The 26,263-nt window shown below is 73.1% G+C and carries 27 protein-coding genes; 16 read left to right on the forward strand and 11 right to left on the reverse strand.

All coding sequences use genetic code 11. The annotated features are described in order from the left end of the window. Positions 1-6 precede the first annotated feature (6 nt). Positions 7-810 (reverse strand): alpha/beta hydrolase, encoded by an 804-nt coding sequence (locus tag ACWDBE_RS02790; protein WP_449807032.1) that lies wholly within the window; start codon positions 808-810, stop codon positions 7-9. A gap of 72 nt (positions 811-882) precedes the next feature. After that, entirely contained in the window at positions 883-1,959 is a 1,077-nt protein-coding gene (locus ACWDBE_RS02795; protein ID WP_449787503.1) for an MBL fold metallo-hydrolase, read from the reverse strand. A 499-nt stretch (positions 1,960-2,458) separates the two neighbouring features. Here ACWDBE_RS02795 and ACWDBE_RS02800 point away from each other — a divergent pair, with 499 nt between their 5' ends. Together ACWDBE_RS02800 and ACWDBE_RS02805 are read left to right on the forward strand one after the other, a co-directional pair. After that, complete coding sequence (locus tag ACWDBE_RS02800; protein WP_449787761.1) at positions 2,459-3,466, forward strand: cytochrome c oxidase assembly protein; 1,008 nt, start codon at positions 2,459-2,461, stop codon at positions 3,464-3,466. A gap of 140 nt (positions 3,467-3,606) precedes the next feature. Continuing rightward, entirely contained in the window at positions 3,607-4,197 is a 591-nt protein-coding gene (locus ACWDBE_RS02805; RefSeq protein WP_449787504.1) for a YdcF family protein, read from the forward strand. Positions 4,198-4,266: 69 nt separating this feature from the next. On the opposite strand, the gene ACWDBE_RS02810 is transcribed toward ACWDBE_RS02805, so the two are convergent. Next, positions 4,267-6,489: an NADP-dependent isocitrate dehydrogenase gene (locus tag ACWDBE_RS02810; RefSeq protein ID WP_449807033.1), complete on the reverse strand. Its 2,223-nt coding sequence runs from the start codon at positions 6,487-6,489 to the stop codon at positions 4,267-4,269. Between the two features lie 343 nt (positions 6,490-6,832). On the opposite strand from ACWDBE_RS02810, the gene ACWDBE_RS02815 reads away from it, so the two are divergent. Together ACWDBE_RS02815 and ACWDBE_RS02820 are read left to right on the forward strand one after the other, a co-directional pair. Beyond that, positions 6,833-7,174 (forward strand): SAV_915 family protein, encoded by a 342-nt coding sequence (locus ACWDBE_RS02815; RefSeq protein WP_449787506.1) that lies wholly within the window; start codon positions 6,833-6,835, stop codon positions 7,172-7,174. After that, on the forward strand, positions 7,171-7,509 hold the full coding sequence (locus tag ACWDBE_RS02820) for a hypothetical protein (protein WP_449807034.1): 339 nt from the start codon (positions 7,171-7,173) through the stop codon (positions 7,507-7,509). Before ACWDBE_RS02815 ends, ACWDBE_RS02820 begins: the two co-directional genes overlap by 4 nt. A gap of 56 nt (positions 7,510-7,565) precedes the next feature. Here ACWDBE_RS02820 and ACWDBE_RS02825 read toward each other — a convergent pair whose 3' ends face one another. Then, positions 7,566-7,838, reverse strand: coding sequence for a hypothetical protein (locus ACWDBE_RS02825; RefSeq protein ID WP_449787508.1), 273 nt, complete (start codon positions 7,836-7,838; stop codon positions 7,566-7,568). A gap of 82 nt (positions 7,839-7,920) precedes the next feature. Then, the gene (locus ACWDBE_RS02830) at positions 7,921-8,799 is read right to left on the reverse strand and encodes an EamA family transporter (protein ID WP_449787509.1); all 879 of its coding nucleotides are present in this window, start codon (positions 8,797-8,799) and stop codon (positions 7,921-7,923) included. A 648-nt stretch (positions 8,800-9,447) separates the two neighbouring features. On the opposite strand from ACWDBE_RS02830, the gene ACWDBE_RS02835 reads away from it, so the two are divergent. Continuing rightward, on the forward strand, positions 9,448-10,062 hold the full coding sequence (locus tag ACWDBE_RS02835) for a hypothetical protein (RefSeq protein WP_449787510.1): 615 nt from the start codon (positions 9,448-9,450) through the stop codon (positions 10,060-10,062). A gap of 561 nt (positions 10,063-10,623) precedes the next feature. Beyond that, entirely contained in the window at positions 10,624-12,285 is a 1,662-nt protein-coding gene (locus ACWDBE_RS02840) for an APC family permease (protein WP_449787511.1), read from the forward strand. Positions 12,286-12,352: 67 nt separating this feature from the next. Here ACWDBE_RS02840 and ACWDBE_RS02845 read toward each other — a convergent pair whose 3' ends face one another. Then, positions 12,353-14,074, reverse strand: a complete 1,722-nt coding sequence (locus tag ACWDBE_RS02845; RefSeq protein ID WP_449807035.1) for an FAD-dependent oxidoreductase — start codon at positions 14,072-14,074, stop codon at positions 12,353-12,355. Between the two features lie 208 nt (positions 14,075-14,282). Here ACWDBE_RS02845 and ACWDBE_RS02850 point away from each other — a divergent pair, with 208 nt between their 5' ends. The 9 genes from ACWDBE_RS02850 to ACWDBE_RS02890 all read left to right on the forward strand — a co-directional run bounded on the left by ACWDBE_RS02850 (position 14,283) and on the right by ACWDBE_RS02890 (position 21,136). After that, the gene (locus ACWDBE_RS02850; RefSeq protein ID WP_449787513.1) at positions 14,283-15,458 is read left to right on the forward strand and encodes a SchA/CurD-like domain-containing protein; all 1,176 of its coding nucleotides are present in this window, start codon (positions 14,283-14,285) and stop codon (positions 15,456-15,458) included. Positions 15,459-15,486: 28 nt separating this feature from the next. Further along, positions 15,487-15,912, forward strand: coding sequence for a cupin domain-containing protein (locus ACWDBE_RS02855; RefSeq protein ID WP_392876212.1), 426 nt, complete (start codon positions 15,487-15,489; stop codon positions 15,910-15,912). Further along, positions 15,909-17,165 carry a beta-ketoacyl-[acyl-carrier-protein] synthase family protein gene (locus tag ACWDBE_RS02860; protein ID WP_449807036.1) on the forward strand — a complete coding sequence of 419 codons (1,257 nt, stop codon included), beginning with the start codon at positions 15,909-15,911 and terminating at the stop codon, positions 17,163-17,165. Before ACWDBE_RS02855 ends, ACWDBE_RS02860 begins: the two co-directional genes overlap by 4 nt. A gap of 5 nt (positions 17,166-17,170) precedes the next feature. Then, entirely contained in the window at positions 17,171-18,409 is a 1,239-nt protein-coding gene (locus tag ACWDBE_RS02865) for a ketosynthase chain-length factor (RefSeq protein ID WP_449807037.1), read from the forward strand. A 31-nt stretch (positions 18,410-18,440) separates the two neighbouring features. Further along, positions 18,441-18,701, forward strand: a complete 261-nt coding sequence (locus ACWDBE_RS02870) for a phosphopantetheine-binding protein (protein WP_449787516.1) — start codon at positions 18,441-18,443, stop codon at positions 18,699-18,701. Position 18,702: 1 nt separating this feature from the next. Further along, on the forward strand, positions 18,703-19,158 hold the full coding sequence (locus ACWDBE_RS02875) for an SRPBCC family protein (protein WP_449787517.1): 456 nt from the start codon (positions 18,703-18,705) through the stop codon (positions 19,156-19,158). Between the two features lie 5 nt (positions 19,159-19,163). Next, positions 19,164-19,484, forward strand: a complete 321-nt coding sequence (locus ACWDBE_RS02880; protein WP_097235013.1) for a TcmI family type II polyketide cyclase — start codon at positions 19,164-19,166, stop codon at positions 19,482-19,484. Positions 19,485-19,785: 301 nt separating this feature from the next. Next, complete coding sequence (locus tag ACWDBE_RS02885; RefSeq protein ID WP_449787518.1) at positions 19,786-20,334, forward strand: hypothetical protein; 549 nt, start codon at positions 19,786-19,788, stop codon at positions 20,332-20,334. Between the two features lie 103 nt (positions 20,335-20,437). Further along, on the forward strand, positions 20,438-21,136 hold the full coding sequence (locus ACWDBE_RS02890; protein WP_449807038.1) for a class F sortase: 699 nt from the start codon (positions 20,438-20,440) through the stop codon (positions 21,134-21,136). A 109-nt stretch (positions 21,137-21,245) separates the two neighbouring features. Here the strand turns inward: ACWDBE_RS02890 and ACWDBE_RS02895 are convergent, their stop codons facing one another. The 4 genes from ACWDBE_RS02895 to ACWDBE_RS02910 form a co-directional block, all read right to left on the reverse strand. Beyond that, positions 21,246-22,280 carry a methyltransferase gene (locus ACWDBE_RS02895; protein ID WP_449787520.1) on the reverse strand — a complete coding sequence of 345 codons (1,035 nt, stop codon included), beginning with the start codon at positions 22,278-22,280 and terminating at the stop codon, positions 21,246-21,248. A 61-nt stretch (positions 22,281-22,341) separates the two neighbouring features. Continuing rightward, a complete protein-coding gene (locus ACWDBE_RS02900) occupies positions 22,342-23,436 on the reverse strand; it encodes a right-handed parallel beta-helix repeat-containing protein (protein WP_449807039.1) in 1,095 nt (364 codons plus the stop codon). A gap of 419 nt (positions 23,437-23,855) precedes the next feature. Beyond that, positions 23,856-24,425 (reverse strand): cytochrome P450, encoded by a 570-nt coding sequence (locus tag ACWDBE_RS02905; protein ID WP_449807040.1) that lies wholly within the window; start codon positions 24,423-24,425, stop codon positions 23,856-23,858. Further along, positions 24,407-24,859, reverse strand: coding sequence for a hypothetical protein (locus ACWDBE_RS02910; protein WP_449807041.1), 453 nt, complete (start codon positions 24,857-24,859; stop codon positions 24,407-24,409). Before ACWDBE_RS02910 ends, ACWDBE_RS02905 begins: the two co-directional genes overlap by 19 nt. A gap of 109 nt (positions 24,860-24,968) precedes the next feature. Here ACWDBE_RS02910 and ACWDBE_RS02915 point away from each other — a divergent pair, with 109 nt between their 5' ends. Then, complete coding sequence (locus tag ACWDBE_RS02915; protein WP_449787523.1) at positions 24,969-25,919, forward strand: deoxyribonuclease IV; 951 nt, start codon at positions 24,969-24,971, stop codon at positions 25,917-25,919. A gap of 104 nt (positions 25,920-26,023) precedes the next feature. Here the strand turns inward: ACWDBE_RS02915 and ACWDBE_RS02920 are convergent, their stop codons facing one another. Next, positions 26,024-26,239 carry a hypothetical protein gene (locus tag ACWDBE_RS02920; RefSeq protein ID WP_049652123.1) on the reverse strand — a complete coding sequence of 72 codons (216 nt, stop codon included), beginning with the start codon at positions 26,237-26,239 and terminating at the stop codon, positions 26,024-26,026. Positions 26,240-26,263: the final 24 nt, after the last annotated feature.

Here is a 26,263-nt window from a genome sequence, read left to right on the forward strand (position 1 = left end):
AGGTGGTCAGGCCTGCCGGCTCTGGCGGCGCAGCCAGGTCAGCGCCGCGTCCGCGACCTCGCGCCAGCCGCTGTCGATGGTCAGCGAGTGCCCGCGGTCGGGAAAGGCCATGAACTCGGTGACCGCCTCGGAGTGCCGGTACTGCTTGAGCGTGGCCCGGGTGACCGACTCCGGGACGGTGTGGTCCTTGCCGCCGGACACCAGCAGCAGCGGGCCGCGTCCGGAGTTGGCGGTGGCGACCTTGGCCGGCGAGTGGGGGTTGAAGTTCGCCGCGGCGGCCTCGAACAGGGGCTTGCCCGGTGCCGGGATGGTCCACCGCTCGAACAGCCCGTCGGACTCCTCCTCGCTCAGCGCGTTGCCGAACGCGAAGCGGAACTGCTCGGCGGTCAGGGACACCGCGCGGTGCTTGTTCGCCGGGTTCTTGAACACCGGCAGCGTCGACCGCAGTGCGGACAGCGGAAGCGGCAGGACGCCCTTGATCTGGGCCGCGTCGATCGCCACGGCCGCCGCCGCCAGGTCCTGGCCGAGGAGCTTCTGGGCGATCATGCCGCCGAAGGAGTGGCCGATGAGGATCGGCGGTGTTGCCAGGCCGCGGATGATCGTCGCGTAGTGCTCGACGACGTCGTCGATGCCGTGGTCGGCGATGCTCTCCGGGTTCTGCCGGGCCTCCTCCACAGTGTCCGGGTCACCGGGCCAGCCCGGCGCCGACGGGGCGTAGCCCTCGTCGTGGAAGAGGTCGATCCACGGCTGCCAGGAGGCGCTGTGCAGCCACAGGCCGTGGATGAAGAGGACGGGGGTCGGGCCGGTCATGGTCGTGTGCCCTTTCTCGGGAACCGGATCGGGTGGCACTCGGGCCGCTCCTGACGAAGCGGCAGAGACACGTCAGGGGCGGGTGCTGAAGGGGCCGAGGGTCCCGGCGTCGATCCGGAGGGACTCGACCATGGCCGCGGCGTTGTCGAGCGTGAACACGTCGGCCGCGGCGAGGACGCCGGTGTACTTCGCGATCACCGGTGCGGCGGCCCGCTCCGCCACCGCGTCGAGGTAGGTCTTGAAGATCGCCCACGAGTTGCCCTGCGGGCCGTACTTCGCGAAGTACGGGGTGGGGTCCAGGTTCATCGAGGCCCGGGAGGAGGCTTCGAGGTCGGCCGTGTAGGCGCGCTGGAGGTCGCCGTCGGCGCGCACGCCCAGCCGGCCGAGGTGGCCGCCGACCAGGGTCCGCCACGGGTAGCCCATGGCGATGTCCTGCGCCCGCAGCCAGGCCGGGATGTCCTGGGAGACCGCGAGGTTCTTGAACGGCACCCAGCCCGGGTACAGGACGTCGACGACCATCAGGGTCCGGTGTTCCGGCGCGTGGATGAAGATGTTGTCCGGGCTGTGGTTGGGGCCGTGGTAGGCCAGCTCCAGGCACTCGCCGCCGACCTCCAGTGTGTAGCGGTCCTCGAAGGTGACGGTCGGCGCGGGACGGTTCGGGTCGCCGTCGCGCAGCAGCAGGCGCCGGCATTCGGCGTGGCCGATCCGCACGACGTCCTTGCCGAGGATCGACGAGGCGCCCGCGTGGTCGGCGTGCGAGTGCGAGTAGACGAGGTGCGTGACCCGCGACGGCCGGCCGTTGGCCCGCGTCACGTCGGTGATCGCCCGCAGCAGGTTGTGCCCGATGGTCGGCGGGGCGTCGACCAGGACGACGCCTTCCCGGGTGCTGAGGAACATCGCCTGGTAGTTCCCGTCGGTGACCCAGTGGAGGTTCCCGTCGATCCGGCCGACGTGGTAGCCCGCGTCGTTGATCGCCGGCCCCTTCGCCGCGGGCGGGACCGGTGCGAAGTCGGGGAGGCCGGGGGTGCCGGTCGGGGCGGCTGCCGCTGTGCCGCCGAGGGCGGTGCCGGCGGCGGCGACCGCGGGCAGCACGGCAGCCGTGCGCAGCAGGGTCCGGCGGTTCGCCGGGGCGTTCATCGGCTGGCTCATGGAGTGGCCTTTCGCTTCGGTGGGCACTCCCGACAGGACAGCACCGGACCCGGTCCGTTCGAACCGTGGAAAGACCCCAGTCCCAGGGCGCCGTGACCGCATGGCACGACTGGGGACGGCCCCGGTGACGACCGCCGGCCCCCTTCCCGCCCCCGAACCTCACGATCGCCTTCTGAGCGGGATCGGCCGGCGGTGCCGGCACGATGACCGACGTCCTGGTCGTCACGGGCGTGCAGAGGAGCACCCCGACCGCGCTGCCGGCCCGGGTGCGCCGCCGACCCGTGTTCCGTCGCCGTTCTCCGAGCCTCCCTGCCGACCGGTCGGTCGGTCCGGCCAGGACGGGCGCGCGGTGGGGAGCCACCCGTACGGAGGGGGCGGGGGTAGGCCCGAGGTAAGGCCCGCCTAGGCTGTATGCCAAGCAAAAGGGGCGAACCGGACCCGCACCAGGGACCACGAGGACGGAAAGCAGGACCCGCCGATGGGCGACGGAATGTCAGGAATGCACCACCACGGCGGGATGACCCAACTAGGCCCGTTCACCTTGTCGAACGTCTGGACCTGGTCCCCGGACTGGGTGTTCCTGCTCGGCGGTCTCGTCGTCCTGGCGCTGTACGCGGCGGGCGTGGTCCGGCTGTACCGGCGCGGCGACCGCTGGCCGATCGGCCGGATGGTCGGCTGGGCCCTGGGTGTCGCCAGCATGCTGCTGGTCACCTGCACCGGGCTGAACGACTACGGCATGGTGCTGTTCAGCGCGCACATGATCCAGCACATGGTGCTCTCCATGCTGACGCCGATCCTGCTGCTGCTCGGCGCCCCGATCACGCTGGCCCTGCGGGCGCTGCGCCCGGCCGGCAAGGGCCGTCCGCGCGGGCCGCGCGAGCTGCTGGTGGCGCTGCTGCACAGCCGGTACATCCGGATCGTGTCGCACGCGGCGTTCACCATCCCGATGTTCATCGCGAGCCTGTACGGGGTCTACTTCACCCCGCTGTTCGACTTCCTGATGCAGTACCGCCTCGGGCACATCTTCATGATGGTGCACTTCCTGCTCACCGGTCTGGCCTTCTTCTGGCCGATCATGGGCGTGGACCCGGGCCCGCACCGCCCCGGCCACGTGATGCGGATCATCGAGCTGTTCATGGGGATGCCGTTCCACGCCTTCTTCGGCGTGGCGGTGATGATGGCCGGCCACCCGCTGGTCACCACCTTCACCGTGGAGGGCGCACCACCGGGGACGAACCTGCTGGAGGACCAGAAGCTGGCCGGCGGCATCACCTGGGCGTTCGGCGAGATCCCGACCGCGATCGTGCTGATCGCGCTGGTCTACCAGTGGATGGGCTCCGAGCAGCGGCAGGCCCGCCGCCGCGACCGTTCCGAGGAGCGCACCGGCGACGCCGAGCTGGAGGCGTACAACGCCTACCTGGCCTCGCTGCACAAGCGCGACCGCCGCGCGGGTGCGGCTCCGGCCGCCCCGGTCGCCGGCGCCGCCCCGGCGGCCGACGCGGGCTGAGGCCCGCCCTCCGCCGCGGAACGCTCGTTCCCGGGACCCCCGTTCCGCCTCCGGAACGGGGGTCCCGCCGTTACCGGGGCCCGGGACAGCGGTGCCACCCGGTGCGGAACGGTCGTTCCGGCGCGGGCGTTCGAACAGACATGCACGTCCTGCTGATCGTCGCCGTCCTGCTCTGCGGGTACGTCCTGCTCTGGCTGCTCGGCTTCCTCGGCTTGGCGCTGTACCACCGCCACCGCCGGCCCGCGCCGACCGGCTCGGACTACCTGGTGGTCCTGGGCGCCGCGCTGGACGGCTGTGAGCCCGCGGCCCCGCTGGCGGCCCGGCTGGACGCCGCGCTGGAACGTTTCGCCGCCGAGGAGGCCGCCGGGCATGCCCCACTGGTCCTGGTGACGGGTGGGAAGGGCCCGCACGAGGAGTGCACCGAGGCCGCCGCGATGGCCCGCTACCTGGTGGCCAGGGGCGTCCCGGCCGAGCGGATCCGGCGCGAGGAGCGCGCCGTGAACACCGCCCAGAACCTCCGCTTCAGCGCCGCCCTGATGGCCGCCGAGCGCCCCGGCTACCGCTGCACGGTGGTCACCAACGGTTTCCACACCGTCCGCTCCGCGCTGGCCGCCCGCCGGGCCGGCGCCCCCGCAGCGGTGCTCGGCGCGGACGGCCCGCTGGCGCACGGCCCGTACCTCCTGCTGCGCGAGGCCGTCGGCACCGCCCTCGCCCTGCTCGGCCGCGCCTGAACCGGGACAGCCCGAAGGCCCCGGGTCCGATCCGGACCCGGGGCCTTCGTCAGCTCGACTCGACCGGAATCAGCCGAGGTTGGCGAGCGCCTCGTTGAAGGTCTTCGACGGGCGCATCACGGCGGCGGCCTTGGCCGCGTCCGGCTGGTAGTAGCCGCCGAGGTCGACCGGCGAGCCCTGGACGGCGATCAGCTCGTCCACGATGGCCGACTCCTGCTCGGTCAGCGTCGCGGCCAGGCCGGCGAAGGCCTGGGCCAGCTCGGCGTCGGCGGTCTGCTTGGCCAGCTCCTGGGCCCAGTACATGGCCAGGTAGAAGTGGCTGCCGCGGTTGTCGATGCCACCGAGGCGGCGGCTCGGCGACTTGTCCTCGTTGAGGAAGGTGCCGGTGGCGCGGTCCAGGGTGTCGGCCAGCACCTGGGCGCGGGCGTTGTCCGTGGTGCTCGCCAGGTGCTCGAAGCTGGCGGCCAGCGCGAAGAACTCGCCCAGGCTGTCCCAGCGCAGGTAGTTCTCCTTGACCAGCTGCTGGACGTGCTTCGGGGCGGAGCCGCCGGCGCCGGTCTCGAACAGGCCGCCGCCCGCCATCAGCGGGACGACCGACAGCATCTTGGCGCTGGTGCCCAGCTCCAGGATCGGGAACAGGTCGGTCAGGTAGTCACGCAGCACGTTGCCGGTCACCGAGATGGTGTCCTCGCCGCGGCGGATGCGCTCCAGCGAGAACTTGGTGGCCTCGACCGGGGACTTGATCTCGATCTGCAGGCCGGCGGTGTCGTGCTCCGGCAGGTACTGCTTGACCTTCTCGATCAGCACCGCGTCGTGGGCGCGGGTCTCGTCCAGCCAGAACACCGCCGGGACGCCGGTGGCGCGGGCGCGGGTGACGGCCAGCTTGACCCAGTCCTGGATCGGCAGGTCCTTGGTCTGGCAGGCGCGGAAGATGTCGCCCGGCTGGACGGCCTGCTCCAGCACCACGTTGCCCTCGGTGTCGACCAGGCGGACGGTGCCCGCGGCGGCGATCTCGAAGGTCTTGTCGTGCGAGCCGTACTCCTCGGCCTTCTGGGCCATCAGGCCGACGTTCGGCACCGAGCCGATGGTCGCCGGGTCCAGGGCGCCGTGGGCGCGGCAGTCGTCGATGACGGCCTGGTACACGCCGGAGTAGCTGCTGTCCGGCAGCACGGCCAGGGTGTCGGCCTCCTTGCCGTCCGGGCCCCACATGTGGCCGGAGGTGCGGATCATGGCCGGCATCGAGGCGTCGACGATGACGTCGCTCGGCACGTGCAGGTTGGTGATGCCCTTGTCGGAGTCGACCATGGCCAGGGCCGGGCCCTCGGCCAGCTCGGCCTCGAAGGAGGCCTTGATCTCGGCACCCAGGTGCGGCACGTTGTCGAGGCCGGCCAGGATGCCGCCGAGGCCGTTGTTCGGGTTCAGACCGGCGGCGACCAGCACCTCGCCGTACTTGGCGAAGGTCTTCGGGAAGAACGCGCGGACCACGTGGCCGAAGATGATCGGGTCGGAGACCTTCATCATGGTGGCCTTGAGGTGCACCGAGAACAGCACGCCCTCGGCCTTGGCACGGGCGACCTGCGCGGCCAGGAACTCGTTCAGGGCGGCGGCCCGCATCACCGAGGCGTCGACGACCTCGCCGGCCAGCACCGACACCTTGTCGCGCAGCACGGTGGTGGTGCCGTCCTCGCCGAGCAGTTCGATGCGCAGCGCACCGTCGGCGGCGATCACGGCGGACTTCTCGGTGGACCGGAAGTCGTTCTCACCCATGGTGGCGACGTTGGTCTTGGAGTCGGCCGACCAGGCACCCATGCGGTGCGGGTGGGTCTTGGCGTAGTTCTTGACCGACTGCGGGGCGCGGCGGTCCGAGTTGCCCTCGCGCAGGACCGGGTTGACGGCGCTGCCCTTGACCTTGTCGTAGCGGGCGCGGACGTCCTTGTCCTCGTCGGTCTGCGGGTCGTCCGGGTAGTCCGGCAGGGCGTAGCCCTGGGCCTGGAGCTCGGCGATGGCGGCCTTGAGCTGCGGCACCGAGGCCGAGATGTTCGGCAGCTTGATGATGTTGGCACCCGGCGTCTTGGCCAGCTCACCCAGCTCGGCCAGCGCGTCGCCGATCCGCTGCGCCTCGGTCAGACGCTCCGGGAAGCTCGCGATGATCCGCCCGGCCAGGGAGATGTCGCGGGTCTCCACCCGCACACCCGCGGTCGAGGCGTAGGCCTGGACCACCGGCAGGAACGAGTAGGTCGCCAGGGCCGGAGCCTCGTCGGTGTGCGTATAGATGATGGTCGAGTCAGTCATCGGTACTCCGCTTCACGTCTCCAACGTCTTGACGTCAAGATATCTCGTCACAGGCCTCCGACTCCACCTCCCCCCGTCTTCGGGCGCCCACCGGTCCGGCGGAGGGCGTGACCGGGGGAGGCGAGGGAGGCCGAACTCCACGGTGGTCCGGGTCGGGACGCGTGGCAAGCGGAGGGCCCGGGCAGTGGTTTGGCCAGTCGGGTGAGCCGGGCGTCAGGAGTGCGTCAACGCACGACCCCATTCGGTCAACGGCGCGTCAGGACCGGGGATCCCCGGGCCGGGCCGCCCTAGCGTCGAGGCAGTAGTTCCGGCAGGCACCACCACCCCACTCGGGAGCATCCGCATGGCCCGCGTCGTCTGGCACGTTCCGGTCACCACCTCCGGCACCGGAAGCACCACCGCCCTCCGCCTGTTCCGCCTGCGCGACGGCCGCCGCTGCGCGGTCGGATTCTCCAACCCCGAGGCCCTCGCCGCCCTCCTCGGGCCCGGCCAGGCCCACACCGAGCTCGCCGAGCCCGCCCTCCGCGAGCTCACCGCCCCGCTCGGGATCGACACCCTGGTGCTGGACCCGCGAATGGTCGCCCCCTCCGTGTCCACGCCGTCCGCGACCACACGGTCCCTGACGGCCCCGCCCGGCACCGCCCCCGTCGCCCCGGCCCCGACCGTCCAGTTCCAGCACCGGTGACCGCCCCGCTCCAGCTCGTCCCGGACGATCCGGCCCAGGGCCGGCCGGGACCGGGGCGGGCCCGGCCGGCCCGGGCGCTGCACGCGATCGCCCGGATCAGCCACGGACCGGTCCCGCTCGACTTCGACCGTCTCGCGGCGCAGTTCCCGGCCGTCCAGAGCGGTCTGGCCCTGGCCGGCGAGGCCGACCTCGAGCTGCGCCTCGCCTGTACCGGCCCCGAGGAGTTACGGGCGATCGCCGCCGCCCTGCACCGCGCGGGCGCCGCCAGGGTGCACATCGACCTCGTCCTGCGCTCCCTCACCCCCGCCCCGGTCACCCTGCGCCCGGTGCCGTGACGCCGGTGGGGACGGCGCCCCGCTCCCCTGCCCGGGGGCGGGGCGCCCGGCCGTGCTCACTCCTCCCCGGGGCGCGGATCCGGGTTGATCGCCTGGCCGTCGATGGGCTGGCCCCAGGCGTCGTCGCCGGCCGCGTCGACGCAGTAGCCGCTGCCCTCGACGTGCCCGCCCGCACTCCGGCACTGGTCGGCGGTGACGTCCCGGCGCCCGCTCGCCGCCGCCGGTCCTGCGGCGGCGAGCAAGGCCCCGGCGGCGCCCCCGGCGACGGCGGCGAGCAGGAGGACGGAGGCGGCCGCGGCGGCCGACCGGGCCGGGAGTGAGCTGTTCATGCGGACCACGACAGCACGCCGCCAGGCCCCCCGGCGACCACAGGACGCCCGCCCGGGTGGCCGCCGCCCACCGCCCGCCGGTCTACGGCCGCGCCAGCGCCGCGATGGCCGCGAGCAGCAGCGCCGAACCCGCCAGCAGGCCCGCCGTCAGCGGCTCGCCGAGGAACAGCACGCCGATCACCGCCGCGGTCGCGGGCTCCAACAGGACCAGCACCGCGGCCGTGGTGCTGGGCACGGCGGTCAGGCCGGTGAAGTACCAGCGGTAGGCGAACAGGGTGGGGACCGTACCGAGGAAGAGCAGCGCCACCGCGCTCACCACCGGGTCCCCGCCCGTCGGCAGGACGCCCTGGGCGCCCTGGACGGCCGCGAGCGGCAGCAGGCAGAGCAGGCCGGTGGTGAAGGCGCCGGTACCGGCCCTGGCCGAGCCGCCGCCGCGGGCCCAGAGGGTGAGGCCGCTCTGGCCGGCGCCCGCGAGGACGGCCAGCGCGACGCCGAGCGCCGGGCGCGGGCCCGCCGCCGGGGCGGCGACCAGCAGGGCGAGGCCGGCCAGGGCCAGGGCCACCGCGGCCGCGGCGCGACGGGTCAGCCGCTCGCCGATCAGCAGGTGGGCCCCGAGGCTGGTGAACACCGGGCCGGCGCCGATGGTGATCAGGGTGCCCAGCCCGAGCCCGGCGTACCGCACCGAGCCGAAGTAGGCGCACTGGCTGACCGCCAGGGCGAGTCCGGTCAGCCCGGCGGCGCGCCACCGGGCTGTGCCGCGCTCACCGCGCGGTTCACGGCTCGGCAGCAGCACCAGGCAGAGCGCGGCGACGCCGAAGCGCCAGCAGGAGACGCCCGCCGGGCCGAGCCCGCCGGTGCGCATCAGCAGCGCGGACACGGCGCCGCCCACGCCCCAGGCGACGGCGGCGGCGGAGATGGACAGGAGGCCGTGCCGGAAGGGCACGGCGGCGTTCGAGGTCATGCGTAGGTACTCCACGATGAGTTGCCGGTTCGGGTCCGCGGGGTACGCGGGCGGCAGTCATCGCCCCGGCTGCGGGCTGGTCCCGTCAGGCCGGAGTGGGTGGAGTGGGCCGCCCGCTAGCGGGCCGGCGGGGCGAGGATCACGAGACGCACCGGAACAGCCTATGCCGCCGTTCGGTGATCGCTTCAGGCCCCCTCGGGCCACCTACGGGACACCACGGACCAGCCGACCTGCGGCGAGATCGGGTCGGCCGGGCGTCGGCCCCCGTCGAGCGGCGGGCGCTCCCCGCGCCCGCCCCGGCACAGCCCCTCGGCGCGAACCTCGGTGCCCGCGATTTGGCAGGCCGTCATTCCGGTCCGCCATCGCAGGCAGGCCGACAGCACTCCAAATGAGCGAGGGGGGCGGGGCGCGATCCCGCCAACCTCGTCCGCACCGTCAACTCGCGTTGGAGTCAGGGGATTTGAGGCAACGTGACAGCCAGACAAATCGGCCCGGGGGACAGTTCGACGGCGCATCTGACCACCCATTCGGCCCCCGCCGTCAACCATTTGGCACGGATTAATATGACAAGGAATTAGCCAGTCGATACGTTCATTCATGTCGGCACCAAGCCGATCCAGTCCAGAACAGGAAACCAGGAGAAGGTCCATGAAGAACATGACCACCGCCATTGTCCTCGCGGCGTCGGCGGCCGTGGCCGTGACCGGCATCACCTACGCCTCGGCCGCCTCCGAGCCCGTGACTCAGGCGGCCCCGGTCGTTCAGAAGGCCGTCCCGGCGGCCGCTCCCGCCCCGGCGGCCGCCCCCGCCCCGGCGGCCGCCCCCGCCCTGGCTCCGCTCGACGGCGGCTCGAAGGGCAACGAGGGCAAGGGCAACGAGGGCAAGGGCGAGGAGCGTCGCCACCACAAGGGTCACGAGCGTCGCGGCATCATCCACGTCAACGAGCGGTCGTACTCCGCCGACGACTTCGGCTGCATCACCGTGATCAGCGGCCTGGGTGCCAAGTCGCTCAACGTCCGCAACGACAGCCACCGGTCCGTCGAACTCTTCAGCGGCGCGGTCTGCGACAACGGCGCCCCCATCGCCACCGTCGGGCCCCACAGCTCCAGCGACGGTGTGCGCCCGCGCCTCCACCACGGTGAAGGCATCGAGGTCGAGGACGGCGTCGTCGGCAGCTTCCGCGTCGTGAGCCACGACTTCGGCTACGGCTACGGCGAGCACGGCGGCGGCGGGCACGGCGGCGGCTACGACAAGAAGAACTGATCCAACGGCATAAGTGGAGCCCCGGCCCGCCGTAATCGGGCCGGGGCACCGACATGGGCATCCTCCCACAGGTCCACGCGCTCCGCCGCGAACGATCACCGCTGCGGCGGCGCGGCAGCGACCGCCCTCCCCCTGATCCGGATACCTGAACTCACCACATCCACAGCACCTCGGGGCGACGCTGCGCGGAGGTCCCGCGATCCGGTCGATCGGATCGCGGGACCTCTTCACGGTCACCCGCGGCCACCGCTCGACACCCGCCGGCCCGCGCCCGCCCACCCCGTGTCATGGCTATGCGAAAGCTGCCATTCCCATGCGCGGCTGGGCGCTCCACCTTGCCAGGACCGAAGAGGGAAGCTCAATTCGCGCTCAAACGGTGAACCTACCCACCGGTCACGTAACAGACGACTGAACAGACAGCCTCCTACCTGCAAGGACGTCCAGAAAAAAATGTAAACATTCAGTAATGAAATCTGTGCAGGGGCACCTGAAAAGTCCTACTGTGTGGCAACTCTCATCGCTCCGCCCACCTCGGGGCCCCCACCCACAGAGAGATCGTTCATGGCTTCCCTCAACCAGATCTCACCGCCCGATCAGGGCACCGGCTCCGATTCCGGGACCACCCACCGGTCGCTGCGTCGCCACGTCGGGCTCGTCGGCCTCATGTGGGCCTCGGTCGGCTCGATCATCGGCTCCGGCTGGCTCTTCGGCGCGAAGGAGGGCGTCATGGCGGCGGGCCCGGCCGCCGTCCTGTCCTGGGGCATCGGCACGGTCGCGATCGTGCTGCTCGCGCTCGTCCACGCCGAGCTCGGCAGCATGTTCCCGGTCTCGGGCGGCACCGCGCGCTACCCGCACTACGCCTTCGGCGGCCTGGCCGGCATGTCCTTCGGCTGGTTCTCCTGGCTCCAGGCGGCCACCGTCGCGCCGATCGAGGTCGAGGCGATGATCGGCTACGCCCGGCACTGGCCCTGGGCGGCCGGCCTGCTCAACGACAACAACACCCTCACCGTCAGCGGCTTCGTCGTCGCCACCGTGCTGATGGCGGTGTTCGTCGCGGTGAACTTCCTCGGCGTGCGCGTGCTGGCCCGCACCAACAACATCGCCACCTGGCTGAAGATCTTCGTCCCGCTGCTGACCATCTTCGTGCTGGCCGTGACCAACTTCCACGGCTCCAACTTCACCTCGCACGGCTTCGCGCCGTTCGGCGCCAAGGGCGTGCTCGCGGCGATCAGCACCAGCGGCATCATCTTCGCCCTGCTCGGCTTCGAGCAGGCCATCCAGCTCGCCGGCGAGAGCCGCAACCCCAAGCGCGACATCCCCCGCGCCGTGCTCGGATCCGTCGCCATCGGCAGCCTGATCTACACCCTGCTCCAGGTCGTCTTCATCGGCGCCCTGCCGGTCAGCACCTTCGCCAACGGCTGGGACAAGCTCGACTTCCCCGGCATCGACGGCCCGTTCGCGGGCCTCGCCACCCTGGTCGGCCTCGGCTGGCTGGCCTGGGTGCTGTACGCCGACGCCGTGGTCTCCCCCGGCGGCAGCGGCCTGATCTACACCACCTCGACCTCCCGCATCTCCTACGGCCTGAGCCGCAACGGCTACGCCCCGCAGCGGTTCGAGGAGCTGGACAGGAACGGCGTGCCGTGGTTCGGCCTGGTGATCGCCTTCGTCACCGGCGTGATCTGCTTCCTGCCGTTCCCGAGCTGGCAGGAGCTGGTCGGCTTCATCACCTCCGCCAGCGTGCTGATGTACGCCGGCGCCCCGCTGGCCTTCGGCGCGATGCGCCGCCGCCTGCCCGGACACGAGCGCCCCTACCGGCTGCCGGCGGGCGGGCTGATCTCCCCCGCCGCGTTCGTGGTCTCCAGTCTGATCATCTACTGGTCCGGCTGGCACACCCTCTCCCGCCTGGGCATCGCGATCGTGCTCGGCTACCTCCTGCTCGGCAGCTACGCCGCGTACGCGATCAGGAAGGGCCTGCCGAACGCGCCCCGGCTGAGCTGGAAGTCCGCCCAGTGGCTGCCCCCGTACCTGGTGGGCCTCGGCCTGATCTCCTGGCAGGGCGGCTTCGGGGACGGCACCGGCCGGATCCCGATGTGGGGCGACATGGCCCTGGTGGCGGCGTTCTCGCTGGTCATCTACTACTGGGCGATCCGGGTCGCGCTGCCGACCGAGGCGATCGAGCAGGAGATCGCCGACGTCGAGGTGGTCGACGAGGGCGGCCACTGACCGACCCCGGACAGACGCGGAAGGGCCCGCCGGCCGTGCGACCGGCGGGCCCTTCCGCGTCCCGTCCTCAGAGGCCCAGAACCGTCCGCAGCACCGTGGTGAACTCGGCCTCCGCGTCCTGCGCCGGGCCGGTCGAGCGCCAGGCGACGAAGCCGTCCGGGCGGACCAGCACCGCACCCTGGGGGCCGATGCCGTGCAGCGCGGCGAAGTCCGCGCCGGGCTCCGGCGCCAGGTCGTCCTCGGCGCCGTCGCCGATCCGCAAGCCGTCCAGCGGGACGGCCAGCCGGTCGGCCGCGCGCCGGGCGCCCGCCTGCCAGGCGCCGCCCTCCGGGCCGGTCAGCAGCACCATCGCCTGCTCGTACAGGTCCAGCGTGGACAGCCGCACCCCCGCCCGCAGCAGCCACTGGTGCGGGGCCCGGCTGCCCGGCTCGCCCGCCGACTCGAACTGCTCGGGGACGACCGGGCCGTCGCGGTCCGCGCCGACCACCGCGCCCACCGGGTAGCGGTAGCCCAGCGCCACCGCCAGCACCCCGGCCTGCCGGCCGACGCCCGGCACCACCGCGTAGCCCGGGTGGCTGTGCTCGGCGGAGCGGGCCGAGGCCCGCTCACTGGTCACCCGGGCGACCGGGCGGCGCTCCTGCCCGTACGACTCCAGCAGCCGCGGCCCGGCCCAGCCGCACAGCACGGCGGCGATCTTCCAGGCCAGGTTGTGGGCGTCCTGGATCCCGGTGTTGGAACCGAACGCGCCGGTCGGGGACATCTCGTGGGCGGAGTCCCCGGCGAGGAAGACCCGCCCGGCGCCGTACCGGTCCGCCACCCGCTCGGCGGCGTGCCAGGGCGCCCGGCCGGTGACCTCGACGTCCAGCTCCGGCAGCCCGACGGCGGTGCGGATGTGCCGCTCGCAGCGCTCGTCGGTGAAGGCCTCCAGCGCCTCGCCGTGCTCGGGGTGCCAGGGCGCGTGGAAGACCCACTCCTGCTGGTTGTCCACCGGCAGCAGCGCGCCGTCCGCCTCCGGGTTGGTCAGGTAGCAGGCGATGAAGTGGCGGTCGCCGACCACCTCGGCCAGCCGTTTGGACCGGAAGGTGATGCTGACGTTGTGGAACAGCTCGCCCTTGCCCGACCGGCCGATGCCCAGCCGCTCACGGACCGGGCTGCGCGGGCCGTCCGCGGCGATCAGGAACTCCGAGCGCACCACCCGCTCCTCGCCGCTCTCCCGGCTGCGCAGTACCGAGGTGACGCCGTCCGCGTCCTGCTCGAAGGAGACCAGCTCGGTGCTGAACCGCAGGTCGCCGCCGAGCTCGCGGGCGGCGCGCCGCAGCACCGGCTCCAGGTCGTTCTGGCTGCACAGGCACCAGGAGCTGGGGCTGAACCGGACCAGCCGGCCGCCCGGGTCGATCTCCCGGAACAGCCACTCCTGCTCGGCACCGGTCAGCGACGGCGCCTGGAGGATGCCGTGGTTGGGGGCGAGGATCGAGGCCGCCTCGCGGATCGCCGGCTCGACCCCGGCCACCCGGTACAGCTCCATGGTGCGGACGTTGTTGCCGCGCCCCCGCGGATGGTGCGAGGTGTCGGCGTGCTTCTCGACCAGCAGGTGCCCAACCCCGAGCCGACCGAGGAAGAGTGAGGCGGACAGCCCCACCAGCGAGCCGCCCACGATCAGGACCGGCACCCGGTCGTCAACCTTCGGATTCATCGATTGCTCCGCCCTGTCAGGGGATTCCGCGGCCCGGCGGTTGGGCTCGGCGCCGCCCACGACGGGCCCGCTCAGCCGGGGGCCCCGCTCTTCCATCCCCCGCCGGAGGGGGCCTGTGGCGCCCCTTCGCCCGGATGGCCCGCAAATCTCGCGCCGCGCCCGGTGCGCCGCCCACGATCGACCTCAGGCCTGGCGCCGACTCGCCCGGCCGAACCGCCGTCGCACCGCACTCCCAGGCCGGGGAGCACCCGCCGGACACGGCCGACACGGCCCGCAGCGTGCGGCCCAGAGCAGAAAGTGGATCATGACGACTCTGTCAGAACCCCAGCCGAAGCAGCAGGACGAGGCCGACACCCGGCTGCGGGTGGTGCTGATGCTGGAGATCCAGGACGGCGCCCAACAGCGCTTCCTCGACGTGTACGAGCAGCTGCGCCACCAGGTGGCCTCGGTCCCCGGCCACGTCAGCGACCAACTGTGCCAGTCGATCAACGACCCGCGCCAGTGGCTGATCACCAGCGAGTGGAAGGACCAGGAGACCTTCCTGGAGTGGGTGGACAGCCCGGCCCACCGGGAGATGGTCAAGCCGATGCACGGCTGCGTCAGCGACAACTTCCGCTCGCTGCGCTACGCCGTGCTGCGCGAGACCTCGGCGGCCGGCTCGACCGGCACCCGGGCCCCGATGGAGGTGCCACCCGGGCTGCCGCGCACCGCGCCCGCCGGGCACGTCGGCCCGCCCAAGGCCGAACCGGGCCCTGACGGCATCGTCCGCCACGCGCTGACGTTCACCGTCAAGCCCGGCAGCGAGCCCGAGGTGGCCCGCATCCTCTCCGGCTACTCCTCGCCCCGGGCTGACGTGGACCAGCACACCCGGCTGCGCCGCACCTCGCTGTTCATGCTCGGCAACCGGGTCGTCCGCGCCGTCGAGGTGATCGGCAACCTCGGCGACGCGCTGCGCCACGTGGCGATGCAGCCCGAGGTGCGGGCCGTCGAGGAGGCGCTCAACCCGCACCTGGAGGAGGCCCGCCAGCTGGGCGACCCGCAGGCCGCCCGGGCGTTCTTCGCCAGGGCCGCGCTGCCCGCCCGGCACCAGGCGATCGCCAGCTCCCCCGCCTCCGCGCGGCTGCACCGGCACGCCGTGCTCTACCCCGTCCGCCCTGGCCGCGGGCAGGCCGTGGCCGAGCTGCTGGCCGAGCACGACAACCTGGCCACCGCCGACCCGACCGGGCCGGTCGCGGCGGCCACCGTCTTCCACCGCGAGGACGTGGTGGTACGCCTGGTCGACCTGCGGGTGCCGGCCGAGGCCGACCCGGCGGCCGCCCTCGGCGTGGCCGACGACGAGCGGGCCGCCGTGCTCGCCGGGCTGCTCGACCTCGGCCCGCACGGCGACCTGCGCACCGCGGCCGGACTCGGCGCCTTCCTCGCCGCCCGCGCGATGAACCCGGTCACCGACCGCACGTCCCCCGATCCGATCAACAACTGACGCTCCGACACCTTCACGGGAGAACTCCATGACCACGCAGTCCCCACGGATCGTCAGCGTCCACGAGGCACCGGAGAACCGCCGCCACGGCGCCGAGCTGCGCACCATGCTCACCCCGACCACCTGCGGCGCGACCAGCGGCTTCATGGGCCTGGCGATCGTCAAGCCCGGCGAGCGGATCGGCGAGCACTACCACCCGTACTCCGAGGAGTTCGTGTTCGTCGTCTGCGGCGAGCTGGAGGTGGACCTCGACGGGAAGCCCCATCCGCTCAAACCGGACCAGGGCCTGATGATCCCGATCAACATGCGCCACCGCTTCCGCAACGTCGGCGACACCGAGGCCCGGATGGTCTTCCACCTCGGCCCGCTCGCCCCACGCCCCGACCTCGGCCACGTGAGCACCGAGGGGACCGCGGCCTCCGGCCCGCCGGAACACGCCAAGGTGGGCTCGTGACCCGGCGCGTCGCCGTCACCGGGATCGGTGTGGTCGCACCCGGCGGGGTCGGCGTCCCGGCGTTCTGGGACCTCCTGACGGCCGGCCGCACCGCGACCCGGGGCATCACGCTCTTCGACCCCACCGGGTTCCGCTCCCGGATCGCCGCCGAGGTCGACTTCGACCCGGCGGCCCACGGGCTGGGCCCGGAGGACGTCCAACGGGCCGACCGCTACGTGCAGTTCGCGATGGTCGCGGCCGACGAGGCGATCGCCGACGCCGGCCTGGACCTGGCCACCGAGGACCCGTGGCGGATCGCCGTCTCGCTCGGCACCGCCGTCGGCGGCACCACCCGGCTGGAGCACGACTACGCCCTGGTGAGCGCGTCCGGCACCCGCTGGGACGTGGACCACCGGCAGGCCGAGCCGCAGCTGCACCGGGCCTTCGCGCCCAGCACGCTGGCCTCCGCGGTGGCCGAGCGGACCGGCGCGCACGGCCCGGTGCAGACCGTCTCCACCGGCTGCACCTCCGGACTGGACGCGATCGGCTACGGCTTCCAGGCGGTCGAGGAGGGTCGCGCCGACATCTGCGTCGCCGGCGCCTCCGACTCCCCGATCTCCCCGATCACCGTCGCCTGCTTCGACGCCATCAAGGCCACCAGCGAGCGCAACGACGACCCGCAGCACGCCTCCCGCCCCTTCGACGCCGACCGGGACGGCTTCGTGCTCGGTGAGGGCGGCGCCGTCCTGGTGCTGGAGGAACTGGAGCACGCCCGCCGCCGCGGCGCCCGGATCTACGGCGAGATCGGCGGCTTCGCCACCTTCGGCAACGCCTACCACATGACCGGCCTCACCAAGGAGGGGCTGGAGATGTCCCGGGCGATCGACCACGCGCTCGCCCACGCCCGGGTGGACCGCACCGAGGTGGACTACGTCAACGCGCACGGCTCGGGCACCAAGCAGAACGACCGGCACGAGACCGCCGCGGTCAAGCGCTCACTGGGCGGGCACGCCTTCGGGACCCCGATGAGCTCGATCAAGTCGATGGTCGGGCACTCGCTCGGCGCGATCGGTGCCATCGAGGTGGTCGCCTGCACCCTGGCGCTCGTCCACGGCGTGGTGCCGCCGACCGCCAACTACGAGACTCCGGACCCGGAGTGCGACCTCGACTACGTGCCGCGCACCGCGCGCGAGCTGCCGCTGAGCCACATCCTCTCGGTCGGCAGCGGATTCGGCGGATTCCAGTCCGCCGTCGTGCTCAACAGAACGGGGTGAGTTCCATGACGTCACGTCAGCAGGGCCGCCGGGCGGTGGTCACCGGCCTCGGCGTGGTGGCGCCGAACGGCGTCGGGGCCGACGCCTTCTGGAAGGCCACCAGGCAGGGCGTGAGCGTCCTGGACCGGATATCCCGCGAGGGCTGCACCGATCTGCCGCTGCGGATCGCGGGCCAGGTGAACGGGTTCGATCCGCATGCGGCGATCGACAACCGCTTCCTGGTGCAGACCGACCGCTTCACGCACTACGCGATGGCCGCCGCCGACATGGCAGTGTCGGACGCCGGGTTCCGGCCCGACCCGGAACAGCCCTTCGCGGTCGGCGTGGTGACCGCCGCCGGCTCCGGCGGCGGCGAGTTCGGCCAGCGCGAGCTCCAGCAACTCTGGGGCCAGGGACCGAAGTTCGTCGGCCCGTACCAGTCCATCGCCTGGTTCTACGCGGCCAGCACCGGCCAGATCTCGATCCGCGGCGGCTACAAGGGCCCCTGCGGGGTCGTCGCCAGTGACGAGGCCGGTGGGCTGGACGCCGTCGCGCACGCCGCCCGGGCGATCGAACGCGGCACCGACGCGGTGGTGGTCGGCGCCGCCGAGGCCCCGCTGGCGCCGTACTCGATGGTCTGCCAGCTCGGCTACCCCGAACTCAGCCTGGCCGAGCGGGCCGATCGGGCGTACCTGCCGTTCACCGCGCAGGCCTGCGGCTTCTCCCCCGCCGAGGGCGGCGCGATGCTGCTGCTGGAGGACGAGCAGTCGGCCCGCCTGCGTGGCGCCCGCGTCCGGGCGCAACTGGCCGGCCACGGCGCCACCTTCACCGGGGCCTCCCGCTGGACGGAGTCCCGGGAAGGACTGGCGGCCGCCATCCGGATCGCGTTGGAGGACGCCCGCATCGCGCCCGAGGAGATCGACGTGGTCTTCGCGGACGCCCTGGGGCTGCCCGCCGCCGACCGCGCCGAGGCCCTGGCACTGGCCGACGCGCTCGGCCCGACCGCCGAGCAAGTGCCGGTCACCGCGCCCAAGGCCGGTACGGGGCGCGCCTACTGCGGCGCGCCGATGCTCGACGTGACCGCCGCCGTGCTGGCCATGGAGGACGGCGTGCTGCCGCCCACCCCCAACGTCACCGAGATCTGCCACGACCTCGCCCTGGTGACCGGCCGCGCCCGCCCGGCCGAACTGAACACCGCGCTGGTGCTCAGCCGCGGGCTGATGGGCTCCAACTCCGCGCTGGTGCTCCGGCGCGCGCGGCCCTGAACCACTCCTCACACCTCCGAAGGGAAACCCCGTGAGCAACACCCTCAGCTATCCGGAACTCGCCGAGCTGCTCCAGGCCCGGGCCGGCGTCACCGTCGCCCCGGGCGACCTGGCGCAGCCGGGCGCGGAGTTCGACACGTTCGGCATCGACTCGCTCGGCCTGCTCGGCGTCGTCGGCGAGCTGGAGAACCGGCACGGCTTCAAGGTCACCTCGGGCGCCGAGTCGGCCAAGACCCCGGCCGAGTTCCTGGAGCTGGTCAACTCCTCCCTCTCCGCGAAGGCTGGTGCCTGAGATGCCCGGACACACCGACAACGAGATCGTCATCGCCGCTCCGCTCGACCTGGTCTGGGAGATGACCAACGACCTGGAGAACTGGCCGCAGCTGTTCAGCGAGTACGCCTCGGTGGAGGTGCTGGACCGGCAGGGCTCCCGGGTCCGGTTCCGGCTCACCATGCACCCGGACGAGAACGGCCAGGTGTGGAGCTGGGTCTCCGAGCGGGAGACCGACCGGGACGCGCTCTCGGTGCGCGCCCGCCGGGTCGAGCCCGGCCCGTTCGAGTTCATGGAGATCCGCTGGGAGTACGCGGAGGTGCCGGCCGGCACCAGGATGCGCTGGATCCAGGACTTCGCGATGAAGCCGACCGCCCCCGTCGACGACGAGGGCATGACCGGCCACATCAACCGCAACTCCAAGATCCAGATGCAGCTGATCCGGGAGAAGGTCGAGAAGCGGGCGGCGGAGCTGTGACCGGCGTGCACAGGGCGCTGATCGTCGCCCGGATGAAGCCCGAGGCCGCACCGGACATCGCCGAGGTGTTCGCCGAGTCCGACCAGGGCGAACTGCCGCACCTGATCGGCGTCACCGGCCGCAGCCTCTTCCAGTTCGGCGACGTCTACCTGCACCTGATCGAGGCCGACCGCCCGCCGGGCCCGGCCGTCGCCAAGGTCGTCGGACACCCGGAGTTCCGGACCGTCAGCGACCGCCTGACCGCCTTCGTGCAGGCGTACGACCCCGCCACCTGGCGGGAACCCAAGGACGCGATGGCGCGGGAGTTCTACCGCTGGGACCGGTGACCCCGCGCCCCCGCTGATCCGCGGCTCCCTGATGGGCCCGCCCCCGGCCGCGTGCCGGGAGCGGGCCCACGCGTGTCCGGCGGCCGGGTGACCGGACGGATTCACCCGGATCGACCGGCCGACCGGGTGAACACTCCCGGGACTCCACCCGAAGGGCGCACGCTGCGCACCGGCGCTGCCACGCTCCGGTGGCAGGCGGCCGCACGGTGGATGACGGTGGATCAGGCGCACCCACCGCGAGTCCCCTTGTCCGACGCCGTGTCGGACAGTCGCGGTCCTGCGCGCCGGAAGGATCATCCTCATGCGTTCTGCACGCACGCTGCTCGCCGGGGCGGCCGTCGCCGCCGCGCTCACCGTCGGCACCCCCGTCGCATTCGCCGACGGAGCCGCCGACCAGGGCAAGAACCTCACCTGGCAGGAGAAGCAGGACAAGTCCGAGAGGGCCTCCGACAACGAGCGGAACTCCGGCAATTCCAAGGGCGACGACGACAGGAAGGGGGGTGGCTCCGAGGAGCGCAAGGGTTCCGACGAGCGCAGGGGCGAGGACCACAAGGGCTCCGACGAGCGCAAGGGTTCGGACGAGCGCAGGGGCGAGGACCACAAGGGCTCGGACGAACACAAGGGCGAGGACCACAAGGGCTCCGACGAACACAAGGGCTCCGGCGAGCACAAGGGCTCCGAGGCCAAGGGCGAGGACCACAAGAGCCCGCACGGAGGCGTGCACACCGGTGGCGGCGGCCTGGCGCTGTCCGGTGGCGGGCTCGCCTCCGGCGCGGTGCTGCTGCTCGGCGGGCTCGGGGCGGGCGCGTTCGCCCTGCGCCGCCGCCGTTCCTCCGGCGCGGTCGCCTGATCCCCGGCGCCATGCTTCCGCCGCCTCCGGGCGCCCGCCCCGCACGGGGCGGGCGCGCCGGGGGCGGCGGGCCGTTGCGGAACCGGTCGATCGGAGGACAGGAATGACGGGCGCTCCCGCCTCTGGAATGCCCCGGCTGCTGCGCGCGGGAATGGGCGCGGCGGCGGTCGGGCTGCTGCTGATCTACAACTCGGTGGACACCGGGCCGAACGCCGGCGCGCAGGACGGCCGGCCCGCTCCCCCGGCGGCCGCCGCGCCGGCCGCCGCGCCGGCCGTCCCCGGGCCTTCCGCCGCCGCCTCCACGGCCCCGGGCGCGACGTCACAGGCGCCGGTGCTCAAACGCGCCAAGCCGACCCGGCTGCGGATCCCGCAGATCGCCGTGAACGCGCCGTTCACCGAACTGGCCCTCAACCCGGCCGGCCAACTGGACGCGCCGCCACCGAACGACAAGAACCTGGTCGGCTGGTACCGGGACGGCGTCAGCCCGGGCGAGCGCGGCAGCGCGGTCGTCGCAGGGCACGTGGACACCTCCAAGGGCCCGGCGGTGTTCCTGCTGCTGAGCTTCCTGCTGCCGGGCAACAAGATCGAGGTGAGTCGCGCGGACGGGACGGTCGCGGTGTTCTCGGTGGACTCCGTGGAGACCTTCGCCAAGAAGGACTTCCCCGACGCCAAGGTGTACGGCAAGACCCCCGACGCCCAGCTCCGGCTGATCACCTGCGGCGGCACGTACGACAAGAAGCGGCGGGACTACCTGGACAACGTCGTGGTCTTCGCCCACCTGGAGTCCTCGCACCCCGGGTGACCCGGCCGGCCGCGCGTGTACGACCGCCGGCCCCCGGGGAATCCGGGGGCCGGGGGCCGGCGGTCGTGCGGCCGTACGCGCGTAGGGGTGTACGGGCCGGGGCGGCGGTTCAGCCGTTCACGACGGCCTCGAAGGCGTGCAGATAGGGGTTGACCGGGCAGACCCCGGTGACCGTCAGTCCGGCCTCGGCCATCAGCCCGACCATGCTCTCCTCGGAGTGCTTGGCACCTCCCACGTTGAGCATCAGCATCAGGTCCATGGCGGTGGTGAAGCGCATCGACGGGCTGTTGTCGACCAGGTTCTCCACGACCACGACGCGGGCGCCGGAACCGGCCGCCTTCACCACGTTGGAGAGGGTGCGGCGGGTGCTGTCGTCGTCCCACTCCAGGATGTTCTTGATGATGTAGAGGTCGGCGTGGACCGGGATCTCCACCCGGCAGTCGCCGGGGACCAGCCGGGCCCGGGCGGAGAAGACGCCGCCCTCCTGGAGCCGGGGATCGGCGCCGGCCACCACCTTGGGCAGGTCGAGCAGGGTGCCGTGCAGCCCCGGGTGCTTCTCCAGCAGGCTGGCCAGCACGTGGCCCTGGCCGCCGCCGATGTCCGCCACCGAGTCGATGCCGGTGAGGTCCAGGTACTCGGCGAAGTCCTCGGCGGACTGCCGGCTGGAGGTGGTCATCGCCTTGTCGAAGACCTTCGCCGAGTCGCCCGCGTCGCTGTGCAGGTACTCGAAGAACTCCTTGCCGAACAGGTCGGGGAAGACGTTGCGGCCGGAGCGGACCGCCTCGTCCAGCTTCGGCCAGGCCTCCCACGTCCACGGCTCGGTGCACCAGAGGGAGATGTAGCGCAGCGAGTTGGGGGCGTCCTCGCGCAGCAGCCGGGACATCTCGGTGTGCTCGAAGCGGTCGTCGCCGCTCTCCGCGAAGATGCCGTAGCAGGCGAGCGCGCGCATCAGACGGCGCAGCTGGCGGGGCTCGGTGTCGAGGGCGACGCCGAGGTCGGTGACGCTGGTCGGGGTGTCGCCGAGCACGTCGGCGACACCGAGCCGGGCGGCCGCGCGGACGGCCGCGGCGCAGGCGGCGCCGAAGACGAGCTCGCGCAGCCGCATCGCGGCCTGGGAGGTGGTGTGGGCGGTTGCGGTGGTCATGGCTGGGTTTCCTCGGGTCCTTGGAGTTCCTGGGCGGCGGGCGGCGAGGGGGTGCCGGGGCTCAGCAGCGGTCGTCCGGCTCGGAGCGCTCACAGGTGTTGTGGGCGAAGGTGTTGTCCGCACCGGAGTCGCGGTCGGCGAGGTCAGCCGGGCCGTTCCCGCTCAGCGTGTTGCCGATGATCACGGCGCGGGCGTTGGAGACGCCGACGACGCTCCTGAAGAGGACGATGCCGCCGGAGAAGTCCGAGGTGCCCGTGTTGTCGCGGACCTCGTTGTCGGTCACCCGGACGTCCTCGGTGCCGGTGAGCACGATGCCGGCGCCCTGGATGGCGCCCAGGCGCGGGTTGGCCGGGCAGAACTTGTTGTTGGCGACGACGGTGTTGCGCCGGACGTCGAGGTCCCCGGCGCGCGGCACGCCCTCGTCGCCGACCACGAAGACGCCGGCGCAGTTGCCGCTGATCCAGTTGTCCTGGACGGCCAGCCCGCGCAGCCGGCGGACGGTGACGCCGACCCGGTTGCCGGTCAGCTCGTTGCCCTCGACCACGGTGCCGCCGGTGTCGGGCGAACCGCCCTCGCGATAGGCGTAGTTGGCGAGGAAGACGCCGGACTGGCCGTTGTCCGTCGAGCGGTTGTCGCGGATGGCGGCCCGGGTGGACATCTCCTGGCTGATGCCCTGCTGGGCGTTGTCGTGGACGTAGGTGCGGCTGACGGTCAGACCGGTGGTGCCGCTGGCGTCGATGCCGTTCTTGCGGAAACCGGTGACGGCGAGGCTGTCGATGGTGACGTCGGACAGTGGCTGCTCCTCGGTGCCGACCACGCAGATGCCGTGCCCGGCGGTGGCGCAGGCGTTCTCGGTGCTGTCCCCGGGGGTGATCACGGTGTCGGCGCCGGAGCCGCGCAGGGTGAGGCCGGGGGTGGTGATGCGGACGCTGCCGTGGAAGGTGCCGGGGAGCACCTTGACGGTGTCGCCGGGGCTGGCGGCGTCGACGGCTTGCTGGATCGATTCGCCGGGGTGGACGAAGTGCATCGGGAAGCCACTGTCGGCGTGGGCCGCGGGGGCGGCGGCCAGCGTGGTGAGGACGGTGGCCAGGACGGTGGTCAGGGCGGTGGCGGCGGCGGTGGCCGCGGCGAGGTGGTGGACCCGTCGCGTGGGCATGAGTGGTGACCTGGTTTCTCTCGGCGCGTTTCTTTCGGCGCGCGCGGTGTTCGTGCGGGTGTGTCGTGGTCTCCCGCACGGTCCGGCGGTGTGCGCTGACGCGCTGTGCACGGGCGGGGACGGCCGGTGGGTGCGGCCGTGTCGACGGTATGGGCGGCCGGGTGGGCCCGCCACCAGGGCTGGGCTGCGGGGCTGAACGGGGCGTCGACCGGAGGTGGGACGGCCCGGCGTGGCGCGGGGGCGGGCGCGCCGGGCGTGGCGCGGGGGCGGGGGCGGGCGGGCGACGGGGGGTGGGCGACGGGAGGCGCCTTGGTGTGAGCCTTGGGTGGATCTTGGGTGGGGGATGGGGCGACGCGCCCGACCGCGGGTGGCGGTCGGGCGCGTCGGGCGCGTCGGGTGCGCCGGCTATGTCGCGTGTGTCAGGTCGCGGCCTGCGGCCCGAGGCGGACGGGCAGCGCGGCGAGGTGCCAGGCGGCCGGGTTCGGTCCGCGCTCGACGGCCTCCGGCCCGACGGCGAGCGCCAGCTCCGGGTACGTCCGCAGCAGCGTGCCGAAGGCGACCACCGCCTCCTGGTGCGCCAGCACCGCGCCCAGGCAGCGGTGGGTGCCGTGGCCGAAGCCCAGGTGAGCCTCGTGGTGCCCGGCGCGGTCCGGCCCGCCCGCCCGGCAGACGTCCAGGCGCTCCGGCTCGGCATAGGCCCGCGGGTCGTGGTTGGCCCCCGCCAGGATCGGCATCACCGCCTCGCCCTTGCGGACCGGGGTGCCCGCCAGGATGAGGTCCTGCGTCGCGTAGCGCGGCACCCCGCCGATCGTCGGGCCGCACCAGCGCATCAGCTCGTCGACGGCGGCGGGCAGCAGGCCCGGGTCGGCCCGGACCAGCTCCCGCTGTTCCGGGTGGGCGAGCAGCGCGGCCGTGCCGTCGCCGATCAGGGTGGCGGTGGTCTCGTGGCCGGCCACGATCAGGTTGAGGATCAGCGAGACGGTCTCCACCGGGGCGAGGGTGTCGCCCTCGGCGGCGGCCAGCCGGAAGACCAGGCCGTCGGCCGGCGGCGCTCGACCAACTCCCGGGCGGCGGCCACCATGGCGCGCAGCGCCTCGTCCAGGCCGGGCCCGGCACCCCGGCCGAGGTAGGAGCTCCAGCGGCGCCACTGCGGGCGGTCCGCCTCGGGGATGCCGAGCAGCTCGCAGATCACCGCGACGGGCAGCGGGTAGGCGAAGTGCGCGACCAGGTCGACCACGCCGTCCGGGCCGGCGTGCTCGGGCAGCGCCCGGGCGTACTCCGCGGCGAGACGTTCGATCCTGGGCCGCAGCCGCTCCACGGCGCCGGCCGTGAAGGCGGGGTGCACCAGGCCGCGCATCCGGCGGTGCCGGGCGCCGTCGGCCCCGAAGACCCCGGCGCGCAGGTGTTTCCGGGCCGGATTCACTCGATCGGGGACAGCGGATCGTTTCTCCGGTTCGCCGGGCGCCCGGCCTCCGGGCCCCTGACCTGGCCCGCCCGACGACCGCGTCCGGGCGCGTGACATGCTCGGGGCCATGACCACCGTGCCCGTGCCGTCCGTACCCTCCGTCGCCGCCCTCCGCAACCCGATCGGCGCCCACGTCCCGGTGGCCGGTCGCGGGCTGGCGGGCACAGGACTGGCGTACGCGGACCGGGTCGGCGCGGAGACGGTGCAGGTGTTCGTGGCCAACCCGCGAGGCTGGGCCACTCCCCCGGGCAACCCGGCCCAGGACGAGGAGTTCCGCACCGCCTGCGCCGAACAGGGCGTCCCGGCCTGGGTGCACGCCCCGTACCTGATCAACTTCGGCTCGGACAACCCGGCCACCCGGGAGCGCTCGGCCGACTCCCTGTGGCACTCGCTGCGCCGCGGCCACGCCATCGGCGCGCTCGGCGTCGTCCTGCACACGGGCTCGGCGGTCGGCACCGCGCCCGGCGGCGGCTCGCGCCGGGCCGAGGCGATGGCGCAGGTCCGGGCGGACGTCCGGCCGTTGCTGGAGGAGCTGGACAAGCTCGGCGAGGACGCGCCCTGGCTGCTGCTGGAGCCGACGGCGGGCCAGGGCAGCTCGCTCTGCTCGCGGCTGGAGGAGCTGGCCGAGTACGTGGAGGCGCTGGACCACCACCCCAAGGTGGGAGTTTGCCTGGACACCTGCCACGCCTTCGCCGCCGGGCACGACCTGGCGAAGCCCGGCGGGGTGACGGCCGCGCTGGACGCGCTGGCCGCCGCGGCCGGGCCCGGCCGGCTGCGGCTGATCCACGCCAACGACTCCGAGGACGTCGTCGGCGCCCGCAAGGACCGGCATGCCAACATCGGGGCCGGGATGATCGGTGCCGAGCCGTTCCGCGAGCTGTTCGAGCACCCGGAGACGGCCGGGGTGCCGCTGGTGGTGGAGACCCCGGACCGCAAGCACGGCGGGGACGGCACCGGGCACGCGATGGACATCGCGGTGCTGAAGGAGCTGCGGGACCGGGCGGCGGTCCGCGCCTGAGACCGCCTGGCCGGACCAGCCACCGTCTGGCCGCAGGGCCGCGGCCGGACAGCCGTGAGCCCGGAGGCCGACGGACGGCCTCCGGGCTCGGGGAGCTGAGGAGATCAGCAGCCGCAGTCGCTCTCGCCGTGCTCGGCGAAGTTGAACCAGGTGGCGTGCGGGCCGAACAGGCCGACGCCCGCGCTGCCGGACTCCAGGCTCTGTCCCTCCGACTGCGTCGGAGCGAAGCCCCCCGCCATGGCCGAGGTCGGGACCGCCACCACGGCACCGGCCACGGCGACGATCACGGCGAGCTTGCGGATCTTCCCACGAAGCGACATCTGATGTCCTTTTGGTTCGTCTCT

This window comes from Kitasatospora sp. NPDC001132 (assembly GCF_053598415.1).

Bases quoted from the DNA above. Each gene is read 5' to 3' on its own strand.
- ACWDBE_RS02790 (WP_449807032.1), bottom strand. From the start codon at position 810: ATGACCGGCCCGACCCCCGTCCTCTTCATCCACGGCCTGTGGCTGCAC.
- ACWDBE_RS02795 (WP_449787503.1), bottom strand. From the start codon at position 1,959: ATGAGCCAGCCGATGAACGCCCCGGCGAACCGCCGGACCCTGCTGCGC.
- ACWDBE_RS02800 (WP_449787761.1), top strand. From the start codon at position 2,459: ATGCACCACCACGGCGGGATGACCCAACTAGGCCCGTTCACCTTGTCG.
- ACWDBE_RS02805 (WP_449787504.1), top strand. From the start codon at position 3,607: ATGCACGTCCTGCTGATCGTCGCCGTCCTGCTCTGCGGGTACGTCCTG.
- ACWDBE_RS02810 (WP_449807033.1), bottom strand. From the start codon at position 6,489: ATGACTGACTCGACCATCATCTATACGCACACCGACGAGGCTCCGGCC.
- ACWDBE_RS02815 (WP_449787506.1), top strand. From the start codon at position 6,833: ATGGCCCGCGTCGTCTGGCACGTTCCGGTCACCACCTCCGGCACCGGA.
- ACWDBE_RS02825 (WP_449787508.1), bottom strand. From the start codon at position 7,838: ATGAACAGCTCACTCCCGGCCCGGTCGGCCGCCGCGGCCGCCTCCGTC.
- ACWDBE_RS02830 (WP_449787509.1), bottom strand. From the start codon at position 8,799: ATGACCTCGAACGCCGCCGTGCCCTTCCGGCACGGCCTCCTGTCCATC.
- ACWDBE_RS02835 (WP_449787510.1), top strand. From the start codon at position 9,448: ATGAAGAACATGACCACCGCCATTGTCCTCGCGGCGTCGGCGGCCGTG.
- ACWDBE_RS02840 (WP_449787511.1), top strand. From the start codon at position 10,624: ATGGCTTCCCTCAACCAGATCTCACCGCCCGATCAGGGCACCGGCTCC.
- ACWDBE_RS02845 (WP_449807035.1), bottom strand. From the start codon at position 14,074: ATGGAAGAGCGGGGCCCCCGGCTGAGCGGGCCCGTCGTGGGCGGCGCC.
- ACWDBE_RS02850 (WP_449787513.1), top strand. From the start codon at position 14,283: ATGACGACTCTGTCAGAACCCCAGCCGAAGCAGCAGGACGAGGCCGAC.
- ACWDBE_RS02855 (WP_392876212.1), top strand. From the start codon at position 15,487: ATGACCACGCAGTCCCCACGGATCGTCAGCGTCCACGAGGCACCGGAG.
- ACWDBE_RS02865 (WP_449807037.1), top strand. From the start codon at position 17,171: ATGACGTCACGTCAGCAGGGCCGCCGGGCGGTGGTCACCGGCCTCGGC.
- ACWDBE_RS02875 (WP_449787517.1), top strand. From the start codon at position 18,703: ATGCCCGGACACACCGACAACGAGATCGTCATCGCCGCTCCGCTCGAC.
- ACWDBE_RS02885 (WP_449787518.1), top strand. From the start codon at position 19,786: ATGCGTTCTGCACGCACGCTGCTCGCCGGGGCGGCCGTCGCCGCCGCG.
- ACWDBE_RS02890 (WP_449807038.1), top strand. From the start codon at position 20,438: ATGACGGGCGCTCCCGCCTCTGGAATGCCCCGGCTGCTGCGCGCGGGA.
- ACWDBE_RS02895 (WP_449787520.1), bottom strand. From the start codon at position 22,280: ATGACCACCGCAACCGCCCACACCACCTCCCAGGCCGCGATGCGGCTG.
- ACWDBE_RS02900 (WP_449807039.1), bottom strand. From the start codon at position 23,436: ATGCCCACGCGACGGGTCCACCACCTCGCCGCGGCCACCGCCGCCGCC.
- ACWDBE_RS02915 (WP_449787523.1), top strand. From the start codon at position 24,969: ATGACCACCGTGCCCGTGCCGTCCGTACCCTCCGTCGCCGCCCTCCGC.
- ACWDBE_RS02920 (WP_049652123.1), bottom strand. From the start codon at position 26,239: ATGTCGCTTCGTGGGAAGATCCGCAAGCTCGCCGTGATCGTCGCCGTG.